The sequence below is a fragment of the Flavobacterium luteolum genome, assembly GCF_027111275.1.
Lineage (GTDB): Bacteria > Bacteroidota > Bacteroidia > Flavobacteriales > Flavobacteriaceae > Flavobacterium > Flavobacterium luteolum.
Genome location: NZ_CP114286.1, coordinates 4,370,802 through 4,389,589, shown reverse-complemented (window position 1 = coordinate 4,389,589; position 18,788 = coordinate 4,370,802). Strand labels below are relative to the sequence as shown.

Annotated in this window: 20 protein-coding genes; 5 read left to right on the top strand and 15 right to left on the bottom strand. The window is 34.4% G+C overall.

The features are described from left to right. Nucleotides 1–203 precede the first annotated feature (203 nt). From OZP10_RS18915 to OZP10_RS18905, 3 genes are all read right to left on the bottom strand, one after another. The gene (locus tag OZP10_RS18915; protein ID WP_281632250.1) at nt 204–917 is read right to left on the bottom strand and encodes a DUF72 domain-containing protein; all 714 of its coding nucleotides are present in this window, start codon (nt 915–917) and stop codon (nt 204–206) included. Beyond that, entirely contained in the window at nt 914–1,645 is a 732-nt protein-coding gene (locus OZP10_RS18910) for a DNA-formamidopyrimidine glycosylase family protein (RefSeq protein ID WP_281632249.1), read from the bottom strand. The genes OZP10_RS18915 and OZP10_RS18910 overlap by 4 nt, the downstream gene beginning before the upstream one ends. A 70-nt stretch (nt 1,646–1,715) precedes the next feature. Continuing rightward, on the bottom strand, nt 1,716–2,279 hold the full coding sequence (locus OZP10_RS18905) for a YciE/YciF ferroxidase family protein (protein ID WP_281632248.1): 564 nt from the start codon (nt 2,277–2,279) through the stop codon (nt 1,716–1,718). 186 nt (nt 2,280–2,465) lie between these two features. Here OZP10_RS18905 and OZP10_RS18900 point away from each other — a divergent pair, with 186 nt between their 5' ends. After that, nucleotides 2,466–3,005: a hypothetical protein gene (locus OZP10_RS18900; protein WP_281632247.1), complete on the top strand. Its 540-nt coding sequence runs from the start codon at nt 2,466–2,468 to the stop codon at nt 3,003–3,005. 70 nt (nt 3,006–3,075) lie between these two features. On the opposite strand, the gene OZP10_RS18895 is transcribed toward OZP10_RS18900, so the two are convergent. The 5 genes from OZP10_RS18895 to OZP10_RS18875 form a co-directional block, all read right to left on the bottom strand. Continuing rightward, nucleotides 3,076–3,723, bottom strand: coding sequence for a DUF5661 family protein (locus OZP10_RS18895; RefSeq protein ID WP_281632246.1), 648 nt, complete (start codon nt 3,721–3,723; stop codon nt 3,076–3,078). Nucleotides 3,724–3,812: 89 nt separating this feature from the next. Further along, the gene (locus OZP10_RS18890) at nt 3,813–3,977 is read right to left on the bottom strand and encodes a DUF1328 domain-containing protein (protein ID WP_008463190.1); all 165 of its coding nucleotides are present in this window, start codon (nt 3,975–3,977) and stop codon (nt 3,813–3,815) included. 77 nt (nt 3,978–4,054) lie between these two features. Then, the gene (locus OZP10_RS18885; RefSeq protein ID WP_281632245.1) at nt 4,055–5,152 is read right to left on the bottom strand and encodes a DNA topoisomerase IB; all 1,098 of its coding nucleotides are present in this window, start codon (nt 5,150–5,152) and stop codon (nt 4,055–4,057) included. A 40-nt stretch (nt 5,153–5,192) separates the two neighbouring features. Continuing rightward, nucleotides 5,193–5,432 (bottom strand): DUF7218 family protein, encoded by a 240-nt coding sequence (locus OZP10_RS18880; protein WP_281632244.1) that lies wholly within the window; start codon nt 5,430–5,432, stop codon nt 5,193–5,195. 239 nt (nt 5,433–5,671) lie between these two features. Then, nucleotides 5,672–6,112, bottom strand: coding sequence for a hypothetical protein (locus OZP10_RS18875; protein ID WP_281632243.1), 441 nt, complete (start codon nt 6,110–6,112; stop codon nt 5,672–5,674). 172 nt (nt 6,113–6,284) lie between these two features. Between OZP10_RS18875 and OZP10_RS18870 the strand changes: the two genes are divergently transcribed. Next, complete coding sequence (locus OZP10_RS18870; RefSeq protein ID WP_281632242.1) at nt 6,285–6,872, top strand: DUF4142 domain-containing protein; 588 nt, start codon at nt 6,285–6,287, stop codon at nt 6,870–6,872. A gap of 216 nt (nt 6,873–7,088) precedes the next feature. Here the strand turns inward: OZP10_RS18870 and OZP10_RS18865 are convergent, their stop codons facing one another. The 5 genes from OZP10_RS18865 to galA all read right to left on the bottom strand — a co-directional run bounded on the left by OZP10_RS18865 (nt 7,089) and on the right by galA (nt 14,193). Further along, nucleotides 7,089–8,072 (bottom strand): aldo/keto reductase, encoded by a 984-nt coding sequence (locus tag OZP10_RS18865; RefSeq protein WP_281632241.1) that lies wholly within the window; start codon nt 8,070–8,072, stop codon nt 7,089–7,091. Nucleotides 8,073–8,202: 130 nt separating this feature from the next. Beyond that, nucleotides 8,203–9,255 carry an NAD(P)-dependent alcohol dehydrogenase gene (locus OZP10_RS18860; protein WP_281632240.1) on the bottom strand — a complete coding sequence of 351 codons (1,053 nt, stop codon included), beginning with the start codon at nt 9,253–9,255 and terminating at the stop codon, nt 8,203–8,205. A gap of 241 nt (nt 9,256–9,496) precedes the next feature. Further along, nucleotides 9,497–9,895, bottom strand: coding sequence for a cupin domain-containing protein (locus OZP10_RS18855; protein ID WP_177209929.1), 399 nt, complete (start codon nt 9,893–9,895; stop codon nt 9,497–9,499). Between the two features lie 311 nt (nt 9,896–10,206). Next, nucleotides 10,207–11,076, bottom strand: coding sequence for a helix-turn-helix domain-containing protein (locus OZP10_RS18850; RefSeq protein ID WP_281632239.1), 870 nt, complete (start codon nt 11,074–11,076; stop codon nt 10,207–10,209). 294 nt (nt 11,077–11,370) lie between these two features. After that, entirely contained in the window at nt 11,371–14,193 is a 2,823-nt protein-coding gene (gene galA / locus OZP10_RS18845; RefSeq protein WP_281632238.1) for a beta-galactosidase GalA, read from the bottom strand. A 212-nt stretch (nt 14,194–14,405) separates the two neighbouring features. Here galA and OZP10_RS18840 point away from each other — a divergent pair, with 212 nt between their 5' ends. After that, nucleotides 14,406–14,786 (top strand): hypothetical protein, encoded by a 381-nt coding sequence (locus OZP10_RS18840; RefSeq protein WP_281632237.1) that lies wholly within the window; start codon nt 14,406–14,408, stop codon nt 14,784–14,786. A 239-nt stretch (nt 14,787–15,025) separates the two neighbouring features. Here the strand turns inward: OZP10_RS18840 and OZP10_RS18835 are convergent, their stop codons facing one another. Continuing rightward, complete coding sequence (locus OZP10_RS18835) at nt 15,026–15,520, bottom strand: TlpA family protein disulfide reductase (RefSeq protein WP_281632236.1); 495 nt, start codon at nt 15,518–15,520, stop codon at nt 15,026–15,028. A 331-nt stretch (nt 15,521–15,851) separates the two neighbouring features. On the opposite strand from OZP10_RS18835, the gene OZP10_RS18830 reads away from it, so the two are divergent. Continuing rightward, nucleotides 15,852–16,154, top strand: coding sequence for an ArsR/SmtB family transcription factor (locus OZP10_RS18830; RefSeq protein WP_091496855.1), 303 nt, complete (start codon nt 15,852–15,854; stop codon nt 16,152–16,154). A gap of 7 nt (nt 16,155–16,161) precedes the next feature. After that, nucleotides 16,162–17,268, top strand: a complete 1,107-nt coding sequence (locus tag OZP10_RS18825; RefSeq protein ID WP_281632235.1) for an NADH:flavin oxidoreductase — start codon at nt 16,162–16,164, stop codon at nt 17,266–17,268. A 259-nt stretch (nt 17,269–17,527) separates the two neighbouring features. Here OZP10_RS18825 and OZP10_RS18820 read toward each other — a convergent pair whose 3' ends face one another. Further along, complete coding sequence (locus OZP10_RS18820; RefSeq protein ID WP_281632234.1) at nt 17,528–18,664, bottom strand: acyltransferase family protein; 1,137 nt, start codon at nt 18,662–18,664, stop codon at nt 17,528–17,530. Nucleotides 18,665–18,788: the final 124 nt, after the last annotated feature.

The following is an 18,788-nucleotide window of genomic DNA, read 5'->3' as shown; positions in this document are numbered from 1 at the left end:
CTTTGCATAAACCTTTGCGTACTTTGCGGTTAATTTTTTTTGCCACTCCCGATAGTTATCGGGATAAAAGATTAAATTGATTTTGAATCTGTTTAAATCTACCTATAACAAGAACAGCTTTGCGAACTTTTTTACGTTTGCATTAAGTCTTCAAAATAAAAAAAACTTTGCGCACTTTGCGGTTAAAAAAAGCAAGAAAGTCTCTAACTATTCATTCTTTTCAACTCCAAGGCATTCAAAATTCCTGCTTCGCTTGCTGTGTTATTAAAATAAATAAAACCTTTTTTGGAATGAATTTCACGGTTTATTTTAGTCAATTCTTCAGTAGAATAACTAGAATAAAACAATTTTGGAACTCCATGAAATCGCATATAGAAAAGTGGAAAATCTTTAAAAATAGTTTGAGGAAGATTGGGATGGCTCACACTGCAAAATGTAATATTATTTTCTTTGAAAACATTCCACACCTCGTCATTCCACCAGCTTTCATGACGAAATTCGACTACATTTTTAAAATTATAATCTAGGCTATTGATTATAGTTTCTAATTTTTCTCGACTAAAAATATAACTCGGAGGAAATTGAAATAAAACTACCGCAAGTTTTTCTTTCATACCTACTTTACAGACTTCATAAAAGTCATTCAATAGCGTTTCACATTCTTGCAGTTTTTTGATATGGGTAATTTCTTTGGGCACTTTTACTGAAAACTTGAAAGATTCAGGCGTTTTATTGTACCAATTTTGAAAAATTCTTACTGTCGGAAATTTATAAAAACTGCCGTTAAATTCGTAAGTATCAAAATGATGGCAATAAAACTCAAACCATTGCTTTGAAGGCAGGTTTTGAGGATAAAAAATATTTTTCCAGAAACTGTTATAAAAGCTTGAACATCCTATTATTACTTGATTTTTCATTTGTATAGTTGTTGACAATTGGTGCAGAAAAAACTTCTGCGTTTTCGCTCTCCCGTCTGTTTTCTTTGAAACGGCAGATTACATCGCAAACAAATACTTTTGGTATAAGCTTCCCAATGTTGTTTCAGTTCGAATTTCTTTTTCCAATACAAAAATTCAAAACTATAAGTAGAACATTCCGCAATAAGCTCACTAATAACGTGAGGCGGAATTTTCTCTACAATCGATTCTGGATGTACATAACAGCGGTACAAAACTTCATTTTTAATGATATTACCCACTCCAGAAAAAATATCCTGATCTAGAATTACATCGCAAATCATTTTATTCTCCATTTTGTCGACACTAGCTTTTGCCTTTTTCGGATTCCAATTTTCATTCATTACATCGACACTCCAATCGTAATGTGAATTGACATCGCCTTCTAAAATTTTAACTGAGCAAGTGTAGAAATTGATCTCTCCATTCTCAAAAACTAGACTCAATCTAGGTTTTGAATCTTTACGTTCATTAATTCGATACGTTCCGAACATTAACATGTGAATTTTCACTGTAAAGGAATCAAAACAGATTAAAAAATGTTTTCCCCAAGTTTTAAAAGCAAGAACGGTTTTATCCTTCAGGCGAGAAATATCAATATGGGCATTTCCAGATACAGAAATTATTTTCTGTCCGGCAAATTGCTGCACTTCTTCTTTTAAGATTACTATAGACGGACCTTCGGGCATATACTGAATTTTTTATTTAACTAAAAAAGTGCAGATTTAGAACTGCACTTTTATTTCATTTCTTAATCTGCTATTCAAGTTCAGCAGCTTCAAGATTTACTGCGTTTACAGCGACTTCTGTAAGGGTTTTATCGGCTCCTTTTTCTTCGTCGAGCGTTTGTTCTAATAAAGTTGCTGCTTCTGGCAGACCTAGCGTTTCTGCAAATTGTCTTAAAGTACCATAAGTAGCAATTTCATAATGCTCAATTTTCTGACTTGCTGCAATAATTGCTGCATCTCGCACTACTCCAAGTTCGGTTTCCTCGAGCATTCCTTTGGCTTCTTCAATTAAACCTTCCATTGCATCGCATTTTTTTGCTGTTGCTTTTTTACCAATAATTTTAAAAATTTCTTCCAAACGAATAATCTGTTCTTCGGTTTCGGTTAAATGATTGTCAATCGCATCTTTCAATTCAACAGAAGAAGCGTTTTTTACCATTACAGGCAAAGCTTTTGTAAGTGCTTTTTCTGCCCAATAAATATCTTTTAATCCGTCTTCAAATAACTCTGTTAATCCTGAAGCAGCATTCGACTTCGGCTTGGTAACTCCTCTCGGCGTAGTTTCTTTTGCATTTTTACTATCTGTAGTTTTCATGGTAATAGTTTTTATGATTAATATGCTGGTAAAATTACTGCCTGCACAATCAGATGGGTTATATGATTACAAGTTAAAATTCCATTCTAAACATCTGTTAATTATAGAATTACACTTTATAATTTTATAATATATTCCGTCAGCTTCATGCTAGCTTTGTATATATAATCATAAAAAACAGCGATCATGAATACTATAGATAAAAACAACGGCACGAATAAAGATTTTAGAGAACATTTTTCAGATGACCGAAATCTGGCAGAAGATCTTAAAAACGATATTAGAAAATCGGATACCGATAATCGTGAAATTGCAGAACGAGGATATACGGTAAGAAATGGCTTCAATCCGAACCGACCTAATCCAGATCAGGAGGATTTTGCCGATGATGATTTGGATGATTTAAATGATGATTTTCATAAGGACAGGGATTTAGAAGATAATAACGATGATATTTATGAAGTCGAATTGGAAGATGATTTCGAAGAAAACGACGAATTTGACAATCCTTCAGATTTAACCGAAGAAGAATATGATTTTAATGAAACTGAAGACGTCTTGGAAGATCTTGACGAAGATGATGATGAAGATGATGAAGACGAGTACATAGAAGAAGACATAGAAGAAGACATAGGCGAGGATGATGACACTGATTATATCGAAGATGATGTTCAGGAAGATAAGGATGACGAGAGATATCCAGAAAATGATCCTCGCAAATTCTAATTTTTTTTTAAAGGATAAAAAACCGTCTCGTTAAATAACAAGACGGTTTTTTTGAGTTTAAAATTCAACACTAATCTCCAATAATTTTCAATACTGGAATATCGTCCATACGTGCCAAACGCTCGGCTAATCCGGCTTTGGCTTCGTTAAGCTCCTGTTCTGCTTTCCCTAATTCTTTATACCATTTTTCCTTGCCAACTGGCGATGCTTCTAATTTTCTAACAATTTCATAAATCTCGCCCTCAGCTTCCATCACTTTCAATCTTTTATAATACGTCAGACTTTCAGTCATGTGTGCAAGCGCAATCATAGCCGTCAAAAACGGATGGTTATTGGTAACATTTACATCTTTTACCCTTCCGTGCTCCAATTCAACTTTTAATGCAAAAGCAAATTCTTCCATATTAAAAGCTTCATGTTTGCTTTTCGGATCCAGGTAGGCTTTTATTGCATGAACATTATTCATTGTAGAAAGATCAACATCGGTGTGTTTTTTATCATTCAAATCCTTAAAAACCACATTTGCAATAGCTCGTGCTTCTGCAGTTGTCGGATCGTTTTTAGGATTTTCAAAATCACGCACCGACCAATCCCAATCTTTAGGATGAACAGGTTTTATATACTTTTCACAAAAATCTGTCACATCATTTTTAAGGCTTACCATTTCGTCTTCTCTTTTAATATAAACATCCTGATAAGCACCGCTTTTTGTTCCCATTATTTGCTTTTTTTTAATCAAACCACAAACGACACATCTTCGAAATAAGATGTGCCGTTTTGATTTTTTTGTATTTACTGATACTTCTTCTATACTCTTGTTGATCTTCCGCTTATTAAAGAAATAACGAAAAGAACTAAAAATATAAAGAATAAAATTTTAGCTATACTAGCGGCTCCAGCGGCAATTCCACCGAATCCAAATATTCCCGCCACTATGGCTAGAATAATAAAAGTGACTGTCCAACGTAACATAATAATAGTTTTTTAGTTAATAATGATTTTGTTTGTAATTCAAACTTTTCAGCTTTTTAAGAGATGCAGTAACTCTTTTATTGACAAGGCGATTCTAAATTGATCTGATAATTCTCAATCAATTCTGAAAATGCTATTTCTGATTTTGTAAAATACTTTTTTGTGCTTCGGCTTTTCTTGGCTATATCAAAATATTTCTGAATCGAGCCGTCTTCATAAGTCGAAATTAAAAGCGGATGAACGTAATAATCTTTGCATACTTTTCTTGTATTTCCAAGTGCTTCGGCAGTTAAATCAAAAGCAGTTATAATGTTCTGTTTGCTTTCTTTTTCGTCATTTGTAATTCCGAGCTCCATTAGACTTTCAAAAAAAATAATCGAAGCTGCCCAAGTTCTAAAATCTTTTGCACTAAAATCTTCTCCCGAAATAGTATGCAAATACTCGTTGACCATATGGCTGTCGAGTACTTTCTTTTCGCCATTTTTATCGTAATATTTAAAAACTTCCCAACCTGGAATTTCTTCGCAACGGCTTACCAGTTTGATCAATTGTTTATTTCGAGTCGTAATGGTATGCTGTACTCCCTTTTTTCCAATAAATTCAAATCGAAGCGAATTCTTATTGATATTAATATGGCGTTTCCTTAAAGTCGAAAGTCCGTACGATTTATTGTCTTTGGCATATTTCTCGTTTCCAATCCGAATATGCGTCTCTTCCATTAACCGAATCACCAAAGCAATTACTTTCTCTTTTGACCATTCTTTCTTTTCTAAATCAATATCGACCTGCTTTCTAATTAAAGGAAGCTTGGCACCAAACGAAGCAATTTTGTAAAACTTGGTTTGGTTTCGTATCAAATTCCATCTCGGATGATAACGGTATTGTTTTCTATTTTTAACATCGGTTCCTACTGCTTGCAAATGCCCGTTTGTTACATCTGTAATTCTAACATTTTCCCAAGCTGGCGGAAGCACTAAGCTATTAATGCGTTTAATTTCATTTTTATTTTTAAGATGCCTTCCGTTCTTTTTATAAACGAAATTCTCACCTTCGCGACAGCGTACAATTGTCAATTGACGATCATTGATGTATTCCAAATCCAGTTTTTCGATGACCAAATGTGGAGCTTTAATCAGCTGATTCATTAAGATTTCTTTTCTAGCTGCAGCATTCATGGTATTTAAAATTTTATCACATTAAAACTTAGTTATTATTTTAATTATTTCTTAGAGACTCAATTAAACCTCTTTTGTTCATATAAGATCTTCCTTTTATGCCTACTTTACTGGCTTGTTTCAGAAGTTCTTCTTTTGTCCATTCTTCATACGGTTTTGCTTTTCCGCCTTTTTTACCTGCGTCTGGTGTATTGGCAATTCGAGCCGATTTTTCTTTGCTATATCCTTTTTTTACCAGTGCTTCATATTGCGCTTCATTCTTAATTCTTGGATCTGGCATGACTTTAAATTTTAAGGGTTTAAATTCTAAAAATCTGATAAGTCAAAGTTCCTGAAAATGTTAAGCGAATCTGTTATAGAATTTTGGCTCGATATTTCATATTTGTAGGATGGGAATTGTGTAAGGGGAAATGTAAAATGTTTTTTTTGTGAAATGTGATTTGTGAAATGTTAGTAGTCAAAAAAAAATCCCAATTCTTTTTGGAATTGGGATTAGGCTCTATTATTGATTTCTTAAACTTAAAATTTCTCATAAATATAACTCATCAAAGTCTGATAATTTTTAAAATGATCTGGAGAGATTATTATACTTGTATTATCTTTAAATATCAATGTACTATAATAATATCCATCTGATATGGTTCCTGTTTTAGTTCGAAATCTAACTTTTCCTCTCTTAATATTTTTAATACTATCATAAGCAATAAACTTTTTACGACCAGTAATAAGCGTTCTTATTTCAATTCCATCATCTTTAATCGTCAATGTAAATATTTCAAACAAATCAGGAATACAATAAATAGTAAATAAAAGAACCAAACATGTAACAATCAATAATGGATTTGGATTGAAAATTATCAGTAAATTATATACAACATAAAATAATGATGTTACAAAAAGAACAACACCCATTAGTATTCTTACAAACAATGCATTTCTAAACTCTGATTGAATATTCATTTTAAAAGTAATATTTTTCTTAAAATAACAAACTTATGCTTATTTAAAATACTAAACAAAATTAAATAGCTAATAACTACATCTTAATCCTATAACAATCTCTCAAAATCCTGTAAGACATTCCTGTAAGTACTCCATAATTTTACATTATAACATTTAAACTATTAAAATCATGAAAAAGTTATTATTAGCCGGAAAAGCCATTTTAGGAGCAGGACTTCTTATTATATTCCTTCAATCTTGTAAAAACGAAACCAAACAAGAAGATCCAAAAGAAGTTGCAGAAGACGCAAACGAAGCAAAATTTGATTCTATAGACAGTAAAGAAGATGATTCTGAATTTTTGGTAGATCAAGCTGAAATTAATTTGGCAGAAATCGAAATCGGTAAACTGGCGCAAACAAAAAGTACAAATCCTGAAGTGAAAAAATTTGGTAAAATGCTTGTTGATGAGCACACTAAATCGGCTTCTGAAGTAAGTGCTTTAGCAAAAGCGAAAAACTTTACTCTTCCAACTTCTCTAACTGAGGAAGGACAAGAAGAATACAATAAATTAAACGAGAAATCGGGTATTGATTTTGATAAAAAATTCGCTGATATGATGATTGATGGTCACGAAAAAGCGATCAAAAAGCTTCAAGATGCAACTAAAAATGCCGTTGACGAAGATGTAAAAACTTGGGCTTCTAACAATATTGCAGGTTTAACAGCGCATTTGGAACATGCTAAATTGCTGAAACAAAACCTAGACAAAAAGTAAAATGAATTAAGACGCTAAGATTCTAAGGTTCTGAGATTCTAAGTATAAAGTATATAAGAACCTCAAATCTTTGCTAAAAACCCCCTCAAGAGTTGAATTGCTTGAGGGGTTTGTTTTTTAGGTTCTAAGACTCTAAGATGCTAAGCTTCTAAGGTTTTAAATTCTAAGAGAAAAACTTAGCCACTTAGAACCTTAGTAGCTTAGAAGCTCAAAATACTATTTTCCCGCTATTTTCTGTAAATGCTCTGGATATCTGGAACCTTCTATTGTTATTTTTGATGCAACATCGTTAATTTCTGAAAGATCGCTGGCAGAGAGCACTAAGTTTAATGCGCCAAGGTTTTCTTCTAAACGATGTAATTTTGTGGTTCCTGGAATTGGTGCAATCCAAGGTTTTTGTGCTAAAATCCACGCAAGTGCAATTTGTGCATTTGTTGCACCTCTATCGGCAGCCATTTTTCCTAATAGATCTACAAAAGCTTGATTTGCTTTTCTGGCTTCAGGAGCAAAACGAGGCAATGTATTTCTAAAATCGGTGCTGTCAAATTGTGTGTTTGCATCAATTTTTGCAGTTAAAAAACCTCTTCCTAACGGACTAAAAGGCACAAAACCAATTCCTAATTCTTCTAAAACAGGTAGAATTTCTTCTTCTGGAGTTCTCCACCAAAGCGAATATTCACTCTGCAATGCGGTAACGGGCTGAACAGCATGCGCACGGCGAATACTTTCTACGCCAGCTTCAGAGAGTCCAAAATGTTTTACTTTTCCTTCCTGAATTAAATCTTTTATAGTTCCAGCAACATCTTCCATAGGCACATTCGGATCAACACGATGCTGATAATACAAATCGATTACATCGGTATTTAATCTTTTTAACGAACCTTCTATGCTTTTTCTAATCCACTCCGGACGGCTGTCTAATCCTTTTTTAGAATCGCCTTCCAAAAAGCCGAATTTTGTTGCAATGACAACTTTATCGCGAAAAGGCGCTAAAGCCTCTCCTAAAAGTTCTTCATTCAAAAATGGCCCGTAACATTCAGCCGTATCAAAAAAGGTAATTCCTTTTTCATAAGCAGAACGAAGCAGACTTATCATTTCATTTTTGTCATGAGCTGGACCATATCCAAAACTCATTCCCATGCAGCCGAGTCCCAATGCTGAGACTTCTAAACCGCTATTTCCTAGTTTTCTTGTTTGCATTTTTTTAAGGTTCTAAGGTTCTGAGATACTAAGGAGCTAAGCTTTTTTTAAAGTTTTTAAGGCGTTGAGATACTAAGCTTCTAAGCTTTTCTTTTAACTTAGCAGCTTAGTACCTCAGAACCTTAGCAACTTATTTAAGCGACGCCATATCAATCACAAAACGGTACTTAATATCTCCTTTTAATAATCTTTCGTAGGCATCGTTTACATCATTAACACCAATTACTTCAACATCGGCAGTAATATTGTGTTCGGCACAGAAATCAAGCATTTCTTGAGTTTCTGCGATTCCTCCAATGGCAGAACCAGCGAAGCTTCTTCTTCCTAAAATAAGACTGAAAGAAGTTACAGGAAGCGGATCCATTGGCGCTCCAACAAGCGTTAAAGTTCCGTCTACTTTTAATAAATTTAGATACGAATCGATGTTGTGTTCAGCAGAAACGCAGTCTAAGATAAAATTCATGCTTTTGGCGTGTTTTGCCATTTGCTCTGGATCTGTAGACAAAATAACCTCATCGGCACCCAAACGTTTTGCATCTTCTACTTTAGATAAAGAAGTGGTTAGAACAACCACATGAGCTCCCATAGCTTTTGCTAATTTGATTCCCATATGTCCTAAACCTCCAATACCTACAATTCCAACTGTTTGGCCAGGACCAACTTTCCAGTGTTTTAACGGAGAATATGTTGTAATTCCTGCGCACAATAATGGCGCAACAGCAGAAAGTTCTAATTTATCTGAAATATGAAGTACAAAATCTTCATCGACTACAATACTTTGAGAATAACCTCCAAAAGTTTGTCCGCCTAAATGTTTATCAGGAGAATTGAATGTTAAGATGCTTCCTGGATCACAATATTGCTCCAATCCTTCTTTACATTGCTCACATTCTCTGCAAGAATCGACCATACAGCCAACTCCCGCCAAATCGCCAACTTTGAAACCTTTTACGTGATCTCCCACTTTTGTTACACGGCCTACAATCTCATGCCCTGGAACAATCGGATAAATAGTGCCATGCCATTCGTTTCTAGCTGAATGCAAGTCTGAGTGGCAGATTCCGCAATACAAAATTTCTATTTCAACATCATGCGCCTGTACAGCTCTTCTTTTAATATCTAAAGTTTTTAATGGTGCTTCGGCAGCTTCTGTACCAAAGGCTTTAATGTCTTTTGTTTCCATAATTTTTTATAGTTTTTTGTTAATTGTTTTTTGTTTCAAGTTTCAGGTTTCAAGTTTCAGGTTTCAGGTTTAAAACTGTTACGAAATTGGCGTAAAGATCCGACTGATTTGTACTGATTTACAAATAGTTATATAAATTTCGATTATTTTAACCTAACCAAAAAATATTTTTTTGTTAATCAATAAAATCTGCGCAAAAAAACTCAAAAGCCAAAAGCTTAGAACCTTAGAAGCTTAGAATCTAAAACGAATAATACTCTTCATCGGTAACACTATCCAGCCAAGTTCCATGACCTTTGTCTACTTCTGTAACAATAGTAATATGAGAATATTTCGTTTTTGGTGTTGCTCCATACCAATGCTCTATTCCAGGTAAAACCGTGATTACTTTTCCTTTTTCGATAAGATTAATTTGTCCGCCTCTTTCTTGGTAATAGCCCGCTCCATCGGTTACAATAATCAATTGCAGACTCGCATTGATACGCCAATTGCTTCTTGCACCAGGCTCAAAAGAAACATCTTTAATAACGGTGTTTTCCGGATGAATTTCGCTTGTCTGCTTCTTATATGACACTTCGCCTGTCATATAAGTATTTGGAATTTTACCTTCTTCGGTTACGGCAGTGAATTGTGTCGACATAATTTCGATTTTTTTAGGTTAATAATTAATTTTAAAAATTCTTATAAGCTTATTTGAATGAAATAATCAGCACATCGAATCTCTTATAGAAGGAGATTGTTGATTTTAGTTAATACTTTAAAAATTTTATATTTTTTCTACTATCAAAATTTAAAACTAAATGCAAAGCGGAGCATCGCTTTTGTGAAGTGTTATTTAGTCATTAAAAAAACTGATACAAAGATTCGTTGTTTATTTCAGGGCAAATGTAGTGCAATACTACAATGCCGAAATAACAAAATTCAAACAAAAAATTAAGAAATTGAAACAATTTACACTCGAAGCGATTTCGGAACTGTTCCTGTAAGTCTTTTAAAATAATTATTGAAATAACTCGGATATTCAAAACCAAGCGAATAACCAATATCCGAAATACTCCAGTCTGTGTGCTGCAGTAAAGCTTTTGCTTCGTTAATGACTCTTTCGGTAATATGTGCTGTAGTAGGTTTTCCTGTAACTTCTTTTACAGAACGATTTAAGTGATTCACGTGCACAGAAAGACTTTGCGCATAATCTTGAGGTGTTTTTAAAGCCAAGGGCTGATCTTTGGTTTCTATTGGAAATTGTCTTTCCAGCAATTCTAAAAACAAAGAAGTAATTCTCGAAGAAGCATTTTTATGTTTAAAGAAACTTTCCGAAGGCTGCATTTTCATCGATTCATGAATAATCAAATTGACGTAACTGCGCATCAAATCGTCTTTGAATGCATAATCGGTTTCGTATTCTTCAATCATTTTTTGAAACAACGAATCTATAAATACTTTTTGTTCAGGTGTTAAAGTAAAGATTGGCGTTCCTCCTATTTTAAACAAAGGCGATTCCTGAAGGGTTTCAGAACGGTCTTTTGTTTTAAAAAATTCTTCGGTAAAAACGCAGGCATAACCTTCAAACTTCTCAGAAATCGTTTCCCAAGAATAAGGAATAATCGGATTGCCGAAAAACAGAATCGTCCCGTTGGTTTCTATTCCGCGGTCGGCATATTGTATGATGCTTTTACTGGTATTGATGCAGATTTTATAAAAGTCTCTTCGGCTGTAAACGGGAACTTTACTAAAATCCCCATTTATAGGATACACTTTAAATCCCTTCATTTTTAAATCTGAAGTAAAATCGCAACTCTGAGTTTCTGTTTGATTATTCATTTTGCAAAGTTATGAAAATCAAACATTATTCTTTTGTTAATTTTTTGTTTCAGGTTTTAAGGTTATGGGGTTAACCGCAAAGGACGCTAAGAATTACGCAAGGTTCGCAAAAAAAAAATTACAGTTAAATTCAAAGATTCAGATTTGTTCTCCTGAGCGAAGTCGAAGGACATGATCATTTTATATTGCATGCCGAGTCACTTGCGCATCCTTCGACTTCGCTCAGGAAGACATAAATTGAGAAAAAACTTTGCGTCCTTTGCGCAATTCTTAGCGTCCTTTGCGGTTAAAAAACTACTTCACCACAATCACACCATTCTTTAAACCTTTCCCAGAAGCAAATAAAACAACTTCTTTCGCGTTTTCATCTTTCTTAATAATAATTTGAGCATAACCATTAAATAACTTTCTCTTCCAAGGTTCAGCAGGAGTAACTACCTGGATAATTCCTGGATCGGTGTTCATTACATCCCAATCTTTTACTTTTTGTAATGGAGTTGCTGCAATATGAATAGTGTTTTTTCCTTGCTTTAAAATGGCTGTATCAAAAATATATTTCTGAGCATCTTCAACGCTTGGTTCGATCTTTTTTCCGTTTACGAAAACTACAGTTTCAACTCCGATTTTTTTGTAAAAGAAACTAACAATCGAAGAACCTGAATTGCTTTTCAAATCAAATTCTCCTTTATAAATATAAGACGGCGCTTGTTTTTTGTAATCGCGATCTTTAAAAGCTTCTATCCATTCGCTCTCTGCATAATCTGATAATTGCTGAGGCAGAGATGCACTTGTTCCTTTCTGTTCCTTAAAATTATTTATAGCAACCAGGGCGATGTCATCAATAAACTGATCGCTTTCTAACGAAGTTGGATCACCGTTTCCTACTCCTAAAATTTTACCGCCTTTAATAGAAAATATAATTTCGTCATTGGCTGTCGGAACATGCAAGCCATTTTTATCTGTAGTTTCCACCGTTACAACCGAAACCTTTCCTTTTAAAACATTTTCTTTATCTACTGACAATTTAATATTTTCTGATTTTCCAGTTGTTTTTTGAACATCAGAAAGTACTTTTTTACCATTTTTATAACCAATTGCTTCCAAAGTTCCTGCAACATAATTCACTTTCCACTCCAAATGACCGTTTTGTTCCATTTTCTTTTTTCCTAAACTCTTTTTGTTGAGAAAAAGCTCTACTTCATCGCAATTCGAATAAGCCCAAACATCAATTGCTGCACCCTCCATTCCGGTCCAATTCCAATGTGGCAATAAATGTAAAACGGGTTCTTTTCCCCACCACGATTTTAAATAGAAAACATTGTCTTTTGGGAAACCGCAAACATCCATCATTCCGAAATACGAAGTTACAGACGGCCAGCCATAAGACGTTGGTTCGCCTCGGTAATCAAAACCTGTCCAAATAAACATTCCTGCCAAATAAGGTCTTTCGGCATAGAATTTCCAACCTTCTTCGATGCTATAAAAAGTCGGACGAGGTTTTTTATCATAAGCACTTTGGTAATGTTTGGCATCATCTGTAAAATAAATGCCACGTGTGGCAAAAGTCGAACCTTCTTCGGTTCCCATCCCCGGCTGATTTTTGAACTGATTTCGATGCGCATCGATATCTCCGTTTCCAAGATAATTATAACCCATAATTTCTACAACTGAAGAAATTCCGCTTTTAAATCCGCTGCTGATTCCTACTGTTACAGGCCTTGTTGGATCAATACTTTTAGAAAAATCTTGCATTGTATTGGTAATTCTTTCACCGGTAATTCCACCCTCAATTTGCCACTCTTCATTTCCAACAGACCAGCAGAAAATACTCGGGTGATTTCGGTCGCGCTCCATCATTCGCTGTAAATCATTCAAATGGTAATCGTTTATTCCCATTAAACGAGTTTCATCAATAACCAGCATTCCTAATTTATCGCAGGCATCCAACAATTCAGGCGTTGGCGGATGATGCGAGCATCTATAGGCGTTGGAACCCATTTCTTTCAGCTTCTTAATTCTATAATACTGAATTTCATCTGGAAGCGCTGTTCCAATTCCGGCATGATCCTGATGATTATTGGTTCCTTTTAATTTCACCGCTTTTCCGTTAAGTAAAAAACCATTTTCTGGATCAAATTTTATCGTTCTAATTCCAAATGAAGTTTCATATCTGTCAATTATTTTCCCTTCACTTTTAATTTCGGTAATCAGTTTATACAAATTAGGATTTTCAATATCCCACAAAAGCGGATTTTTGACATTTAATTTAAAAGTATAACTATTTGTTTTATAGAATTTTGGAGCTTCCACATTATCTTCATTTGAAGCAATCTGTTTTCCCGATGGATCTAAAATGGTTTGGTTTATTTCAACATTTCCTTTAAAATGTCCTTTGTTTTCCAATTTTACTTCTGCAGTAATGACAGCATTATTATTTTCAATTTCTGAAATTACATAAGTTCCGTTCTGTGCCACATGAAGCGGATTGGCTTTCTGCAAATAAACATGTCTATAGATTCCTGCTCCTTCATAAAACCAGCCTTCTTCCATCGAAGCATCAACACGGACTACGATTGTATTTTCGCCTCCATAATTTACATAAGCCGTTACATCATACTCAAAACCATTGTAACCGCTTTCCTCCGTTCCCAAGTAAAATCCGTTAAAAAACACTTTTGAGTTTCTGAAAACACCATCAAATTTTAAAGAAATTGTTCTTCCTAAATCTTCATTCGAAATCGTAATTTTTTTTCTGTACCAACCAATACTTCTTTCTGGAAAATTTTTTCCCGCTGCTTTAAATCCGTGACTAAAACTTGCGCTTTCGCTAAAAGGCTGTTCGACTGCCCAATCGTGTGGTAAATCTAATTTTCTCCAAGCGCGGTCATCAAATCCAGAAGCCGCTGGCCCGTCAGCAAATCCAGTTTTAGTCAGATAAGAAAAATAACCTTCTGCATGACCAAAATCTTTTTTTGTATCGTATTGATGTCCCAATGAAAACCGCCAGTCTTTATCAATTAAAATCAATTCTCTTCCTGATTTATTTTGAGCCAATAAATGGAATGAACATGCAAGAAAAAAGCAGAGAATTATTTTTTGAGAAAAAGTAGTTTTCATAGGTTTGGTTGTTAGTAAAATCAGATAGCGATAAAAATAAAGCTTTTAAAGAAGAAAGGTTAATAGTATTTTATCAAAGTCTGATAACTCTTTCGTACAAATACTTCCAGAAGGTCATCTAAAATTTAGAATGAATCTAATGACTTCAGATTCAAAATTGATTTTCTTTTAATGTAATTTTATATTGAAAATCATAAAAAGCAATTACCATTATGAGTACTATTATTAATGAAAATAGACTCCAGACAACTTTTAAAAACCTAGATCATAAGATTAATAAGCTTAATGATCAAAAGATTGTGGCTTTTTTTGAATCTTTAGGATTGTTAGAAAGAAAAGATGTTCCGAGAGACTTCTTGAATTGGGAAAACATACTTATTGTAGTTCCAAATCGACACGTTTCTCATGAACTGAAATATTATAAATATACCATTTCGAGAATTTCATTCTTAACGAATCCTTATGCAGATCAAATTCATATTTTTGATCTCAAAGATTGGAAAAGTGCATCGCAGAACAAAACGCAATTTCAGATTAGAGAAATGATGAGAACGAGTTTTGGAGGTGTAAAAAAAGTAATTAAAGAGTCTTAAGAAAAAAATTAAAAATTAAAAGTCTGGCTGTTAGCTGGACTTTTGTTTTTTAACCGCAAAGAGCGCAAAGGTTTGCGCTAAGCACGCTACATTTTTAAAGAATCTCGCAAAGTCGGAGAGTCGCTAAGAATAATAAACTCTGCGGCTTTGCGAGAGTCTTATTTTTCAAGTAAAAAACGTTGCTCCCGATAGTCATCGGGATTGCGTAAACCTTTGCGCTCTTTGCGGTTAAGGAAAATTTATTGCACCTCTAAAAGCTCTTTAATTTTTGCTTCTAAAGCCTGTCCGTGAATATTTTTTGCTAAAATAATTCCGTTTTTATCTATCAAAAAGTTCAAAGGAACCGATTGCAGCATATAATCTCCCACAACTGGAGACTGCCAGTATTTTAAATCACTAACATTTGTCCAAGGCAATTTTGCTTTTGCGATTGCTCCTGTCCATAATGGCTTTTTGGTATCCATAGAAACTCCATAGATCGATAATTTGTCTGGATAAGCATTGTGCAATTTTATTAATAAAGGCTGTTCTTTAATGCAAGGTCCGCACCACGAAGCCCAGAAGTCCACTAAAACCAAAGAACCTCGCAAAGAAGAAAGCGCTACTTTTTCTCCTTTTGTATCCGGAAGATCGATTTCCGGAGCAATGTCTCCAACATCTACGCCTACAACTTGAGCTTTAGAACTCGTGATTACACTGCATAAGAATGCTACAATAAGTACAGTTTTTTTCATAATAGATTAAGTTTTGTTTGTTTGAGGATTATTTTAATCTCATAATCAACACAATAGTTTGTCATTTCGACGAAGGAGAAATCTTCGTAAGTAACTCCGCAACGAATGCCTAATCTTTGTCGAGCTTCTCGCGAAGATTTCTCCTTCGTCGAAATGACATAAAATGAAAATAAAACTCTGCGTTTTTCTTTGATTAAAACTAAAACAAATATAATTTTTCTTTAATAAAATCTCTTTGCGTAACAAAAAGTTTCTTCCTCCCCAATCATAAAATTATCCTAAATATTTTTCTCTAAATCCATATATCGGGAAAAGTCGATATATTTGCGCTATGGAAACGATAGAAATTTTTAAAGCATTATCTAATAAGTCCCGACTACAGATGTTGGAATGGCTAAAAGAGCCTGAAATTAACTTTCCTGGCCAGCTGGAACATGCAGGATTTGAGCATGGAGTCTGTGTTGGGCAGATTCAAGCCAAAGCTGGTTTAACACAATCAACCGTATCCGAATACCTGTCTATTTTACAGCGTGCTGGTTTTATTGAAGCCAAACGTGTTGGACAATGGACTTATTATAAACGTAACGAAGGTGCCTTTGAAGCACTTAGTAAATTAATTCAATCTAATTTGTAAAATTACTATGAGTACAAACAACCTCTTTTCTGAATTTAACTTAAAGTCGTTAAATCTGAAAAACCGAATCGTAATGGCGCCAATGACGCGCTCTTTTTCTCCTAACGGAGTTCCAACTGATGAAGTCGCAGCTTACTACCAAAAAAGAGCTGAAGGCGAAGTTGGATTAATTTTATCTGAAGGAACTGTTATTGACAGAAAATCTTCTTCTAATGATGCTAATGTTCCTCATTTTTATGGCGATTCAGCTCTAAATGGATGGAAAAAAGTGATTGATGGAGTTCATGCTGCTGGCGGAAAAATGGGACCGCAGATTTGGCACATGGGAATTATGGACAATCACCATTCTGGATGGGTTCCTCCTGTTCCATTTGAAGGTCCGTCTGGATTAAATCGTCCTGATTTTAGAAATGGTGTTGCCATGTCTGAAAAAGATATTGAAGATACCATTCTTGCTTTTGGTAAAGCTGCTGCTGATGCTAAAAGATTAGGTTTTGATACTGTAGAAATTCACGGTGCACACGGTTATTTAATCGATCAGTTCTTTAGAGCTGAAACTAATTTACGTGAAGATATCTACGGCGGAAAAACACTTCCTGAACGTAATCGTTTTGCAATTGAAGTGATTAAAGAAGTGAGAAAACAAGTTGGAAACGACTTTGCTGTTATCATGCGATTTTCTCAATTTAAACCTTCTGATTATAATTATAAACTGGCTAAGAATCCGCAGGAATTAGAAGCTTGGCTTACTCCTCTTGTTGACGCTGGTGTTGATATTATTCACGCTTCACAACGTCGTTTCTGGGAACCTGAATTTGAAGATTCTGATCTGAACTTCGCAGGATGGGCTAAAAAAGTAACTGGCGCTCCTACTATTACCGTAGGTTCTGTTGGCCTTTCTGGCGATTTCTTTGGTGCATTTGCTGGAGAAAGTTCTCAGCCAACTTCTTTAGAGGAACTAAACAGACGTTTCGATAGAGGCGATTTTGATTTGGTCGCTGTTGGAAGACCTCTTTTATCAGATCCAAACTGGGTGGCTAAAATCAAAGCAGGAAAAACTGATGAGTTGAAAGGCTTTACTAAAGAAGCTTTGGGACAATTGGTTTTAGAATAAGTTTTTTTTAAAGGTGCTGAGATTCTATCCCGATAGCTATCGGGACTAAGATGCTAAGTTTTTTTGTTGCTTCTTACTGAAAATCGAACTATACTGAAATAATAAAGGGATGAAGTTTAAAACTTCATCCCTTTTTGAATATCTATAACTAACAAAATTTAGAAATTCATTTTTTTTAAAGACGCTAAGAAACTAAGATTCTAAGTGACTAAGTTTTATCTTAGAATCCTTTTTGACCAATCTTTATTATCTTAGAACCTTAGTTACTTAGAACCTCAGAAACTTTTTTTCTCTGAAATTTCTTCATCAACCATTTTCTAACTGGTTCATCGTATAATTTTAAGCATACGAAAGCTAGAACGATACTTACGATTAAAACTCCGATTCCTTCTAAATAGCCATTTTCCATTGAAACTTTGTTATCTACAACCCATGCTGTAAACCAATAAATTAACGGATAATGCGTAATGTAAATTGGATAAGAAATATCACCTAAAAGTTTGCAAATCTTAAGAGAAAATTCGTTTTTGATTTCTCCTCCTGCTCCAATTGCTACAATTATTGGGAAAATAAAAATAATACAGATTGATTCATACAGACCATTTATCCAAAGACTGTTTTCATCTCCAAATCTCGGCAACGCCAAAACAATTGTTATCAAAATACTGCAAATCCAGAAAGCATTTTTTACATGGATTAATTTTCCTAATCGGCATAATAAAACCCCAGCAAAAAACGGATACAATAATCGGGTAAAACCAACATTCAGCTGCTCTAGATTTAGTGACCATCCACCGATAACATCACCCTTTGGCCCAAAAACAGTATAATTAATTAATAGTCCGGCAAATAGCAGTACAAAAACTGCCATTACTTTATTCGAAAATTTACGAAAGATTACGGCGTACAAGATGTTTGCAATATATTCGAAAAAAAGCGACCATGCCGGACCATTTAAAGGATGCATTTCGCCCCAGCCTCTAATTTCTAGTGAAGGAGGAATTGGCAGTAATGTAAATCCGACGACCATTGTTAGAATGACTTTCCAGACTTCCATACCCCCAATCATTGGAAACAATATATCTGAGGCTTGGAAATAGTAAAATATTGCCCCAATAATCATTCCCATGATTACCATTGGCTGTAAACGGATTAATCGGCGTTTGTAAAACTCCCATTGTCCCATTTTTACCCAACGATCGTCGTACGCGTAAGCAACAACAAACCCTGACAAAAGGAAAAAGAAATCTACGGCAAGATATCCGTGATTTATAATTTGTTTAAAACGGTTTCCGCCAGCAAAAGCTTCAAAAATATGAAAAGCAACTACCAGAATAGCAGCTACGCCACGAAGACCATCAAGTATTTCGTAATGTTTTTTTGGTTTAATATTCATTTGGTTATAAGTTATGGGTTAAGGGTTATCGGTTAAAGTTATTGTGTGAAGTGTTATAAGTTAAATTTTCAAGTTTGAAGCTCTTTGTTGATTTGACTCTCAGTTTTATCACTCCTAACTCCTA

Coding starts and splice junctions, on each gene's coding strand:
- OZP10_RS18915 (WP_281632250.1), bottom strand. CDS start 917: ATGAAAAATCAAGTAATAATAGGATGTTCAAGCTTTTATAACAGTTTC.
- OZP10_RS18910 (WP_281632249.1), bottom strand. CDS start 1,645: ATGCCCGAAGGTCCGTCTATAGTAATCTTAAAAGAAGAAGTGCAGCAA.
- OZP10_RS18905 (WP_281632248.1), bottom strand. CDS start 2,279: ATGAAAACTACAGATAGTAAAAATGCAAAAGAAACTACGCCGAGAGGA.
- OZP10_RS18900 (WP_281632247.1), top strand. CDS start 2,466: ATGAATACTATAGATAAAAACAACGGCACGAATAAAGATTTTAGAGAA.
- OZP10_RS18895 (WP_281632246.1), bottom strand. CDS start 3,723: ATGGGAACAAAAAGCGGTGCTTATCAGGATGTTTATATTAAAAGAGAA.
- OZP10_RS18890 (WP_008463190.1), bottom strand. CDS start 3,977: ATGTTACGTTGGACAGTCACTTTTATTATTCTAGCCATAGTGGCGGGA.
- OZP10_RS18885 (WP_281632245.1), bottom strand. CDS start 5,152: ATGAATGCTGCAGCTAGAAAAGAAATCTTAATGAATCAGCTGATTAAA.
- OZP10_RS18880 (WP_281632244.1), bottom strand. CDS start 5,432: ATGCCAGATCCAAGAATTAAGAATGAAGCGCAATATGAAGCACTGGTA.
- OZP10_RS18875 (WP_281632243.1), bottom strand. CDS start 6,112: ATGAATATTCAATCAGAGTTTAGAAATGCATTGTTTGTAAGAATACTA.
- OZP10_RS18870 (WP_281632242.1), top strand. CDS start 6,285: ATGAAAAAGTTATTATTAGCCGGAAAAGCCATTTTAGGAGCAGGACTT.
- OZP10_RS18865 (WP_281632241.1), bottom strand. CDS start 8,072: ATGCAAACAAGAAAACTAGGAAATAGCGGTTTAGAAGTCTCAGCATTG.
- OZP10_RS18860 (WP_281632240.1), bottom strand. CDS start 9,255: ATGGAAACAAAAGACATTAAAGCCTTTGGTACAGAAGCTGCCGAAGCA.
- OZP10_RS18855 (WP_177209929.1), bottom strand. CDS start 9,895: ATGTCGACACAATTCACTGCCGTAACCGAAGAAGGTAAAATTCCAAAT.
- OZP10_RS18850 (WP_281632239.1), bottom strand. CDS start 11,076: ATGAATAATCAAACAGAAACTCAGAGTTGCGATTTTACTTCAGATTTA.
- galA (WP_281632238.1), bottom strand. CDS start 14,193: ATGAAAACTACTTTTTCTCAAAAAATAATTCTCTGCTTTTTTCTTGCA.
- OZP10_RS18840 (WP_281632237.1), top strand. CDS start 14,406: ATGAGTACTATTATTAATGAAAATAGACTCCAGACAACTTTTAAAAAC.
- OZP10_RS18835 (WP_281632236.1), bottom strand. CDS start 15,520: ATGAAAAAAACTGTACTTATTGTAGCATTCTTATGCAGTGTAATCACG.
- OZP10_RS18830 (WP_091496855.1), top strand. CDS start 15,852: ATGGAAACGATAGAAATTTTTAAAGCATTATCTAATAAGTCCCGACTA.
- OZP10_RS18825 (WP_281632235.1), top strand. CDS start 16,162: ATGAGTACAAACAACCTCTTTTCTGAATTTAACTTAAAGTCGTTAAAT.
- OZP10_RS18820 (WP_281632234.1), bottom strand. CDS start 18,664: ATGAATATTAAACCAAAAAAACATTACGAAATACTTGATGGTCTTCGT.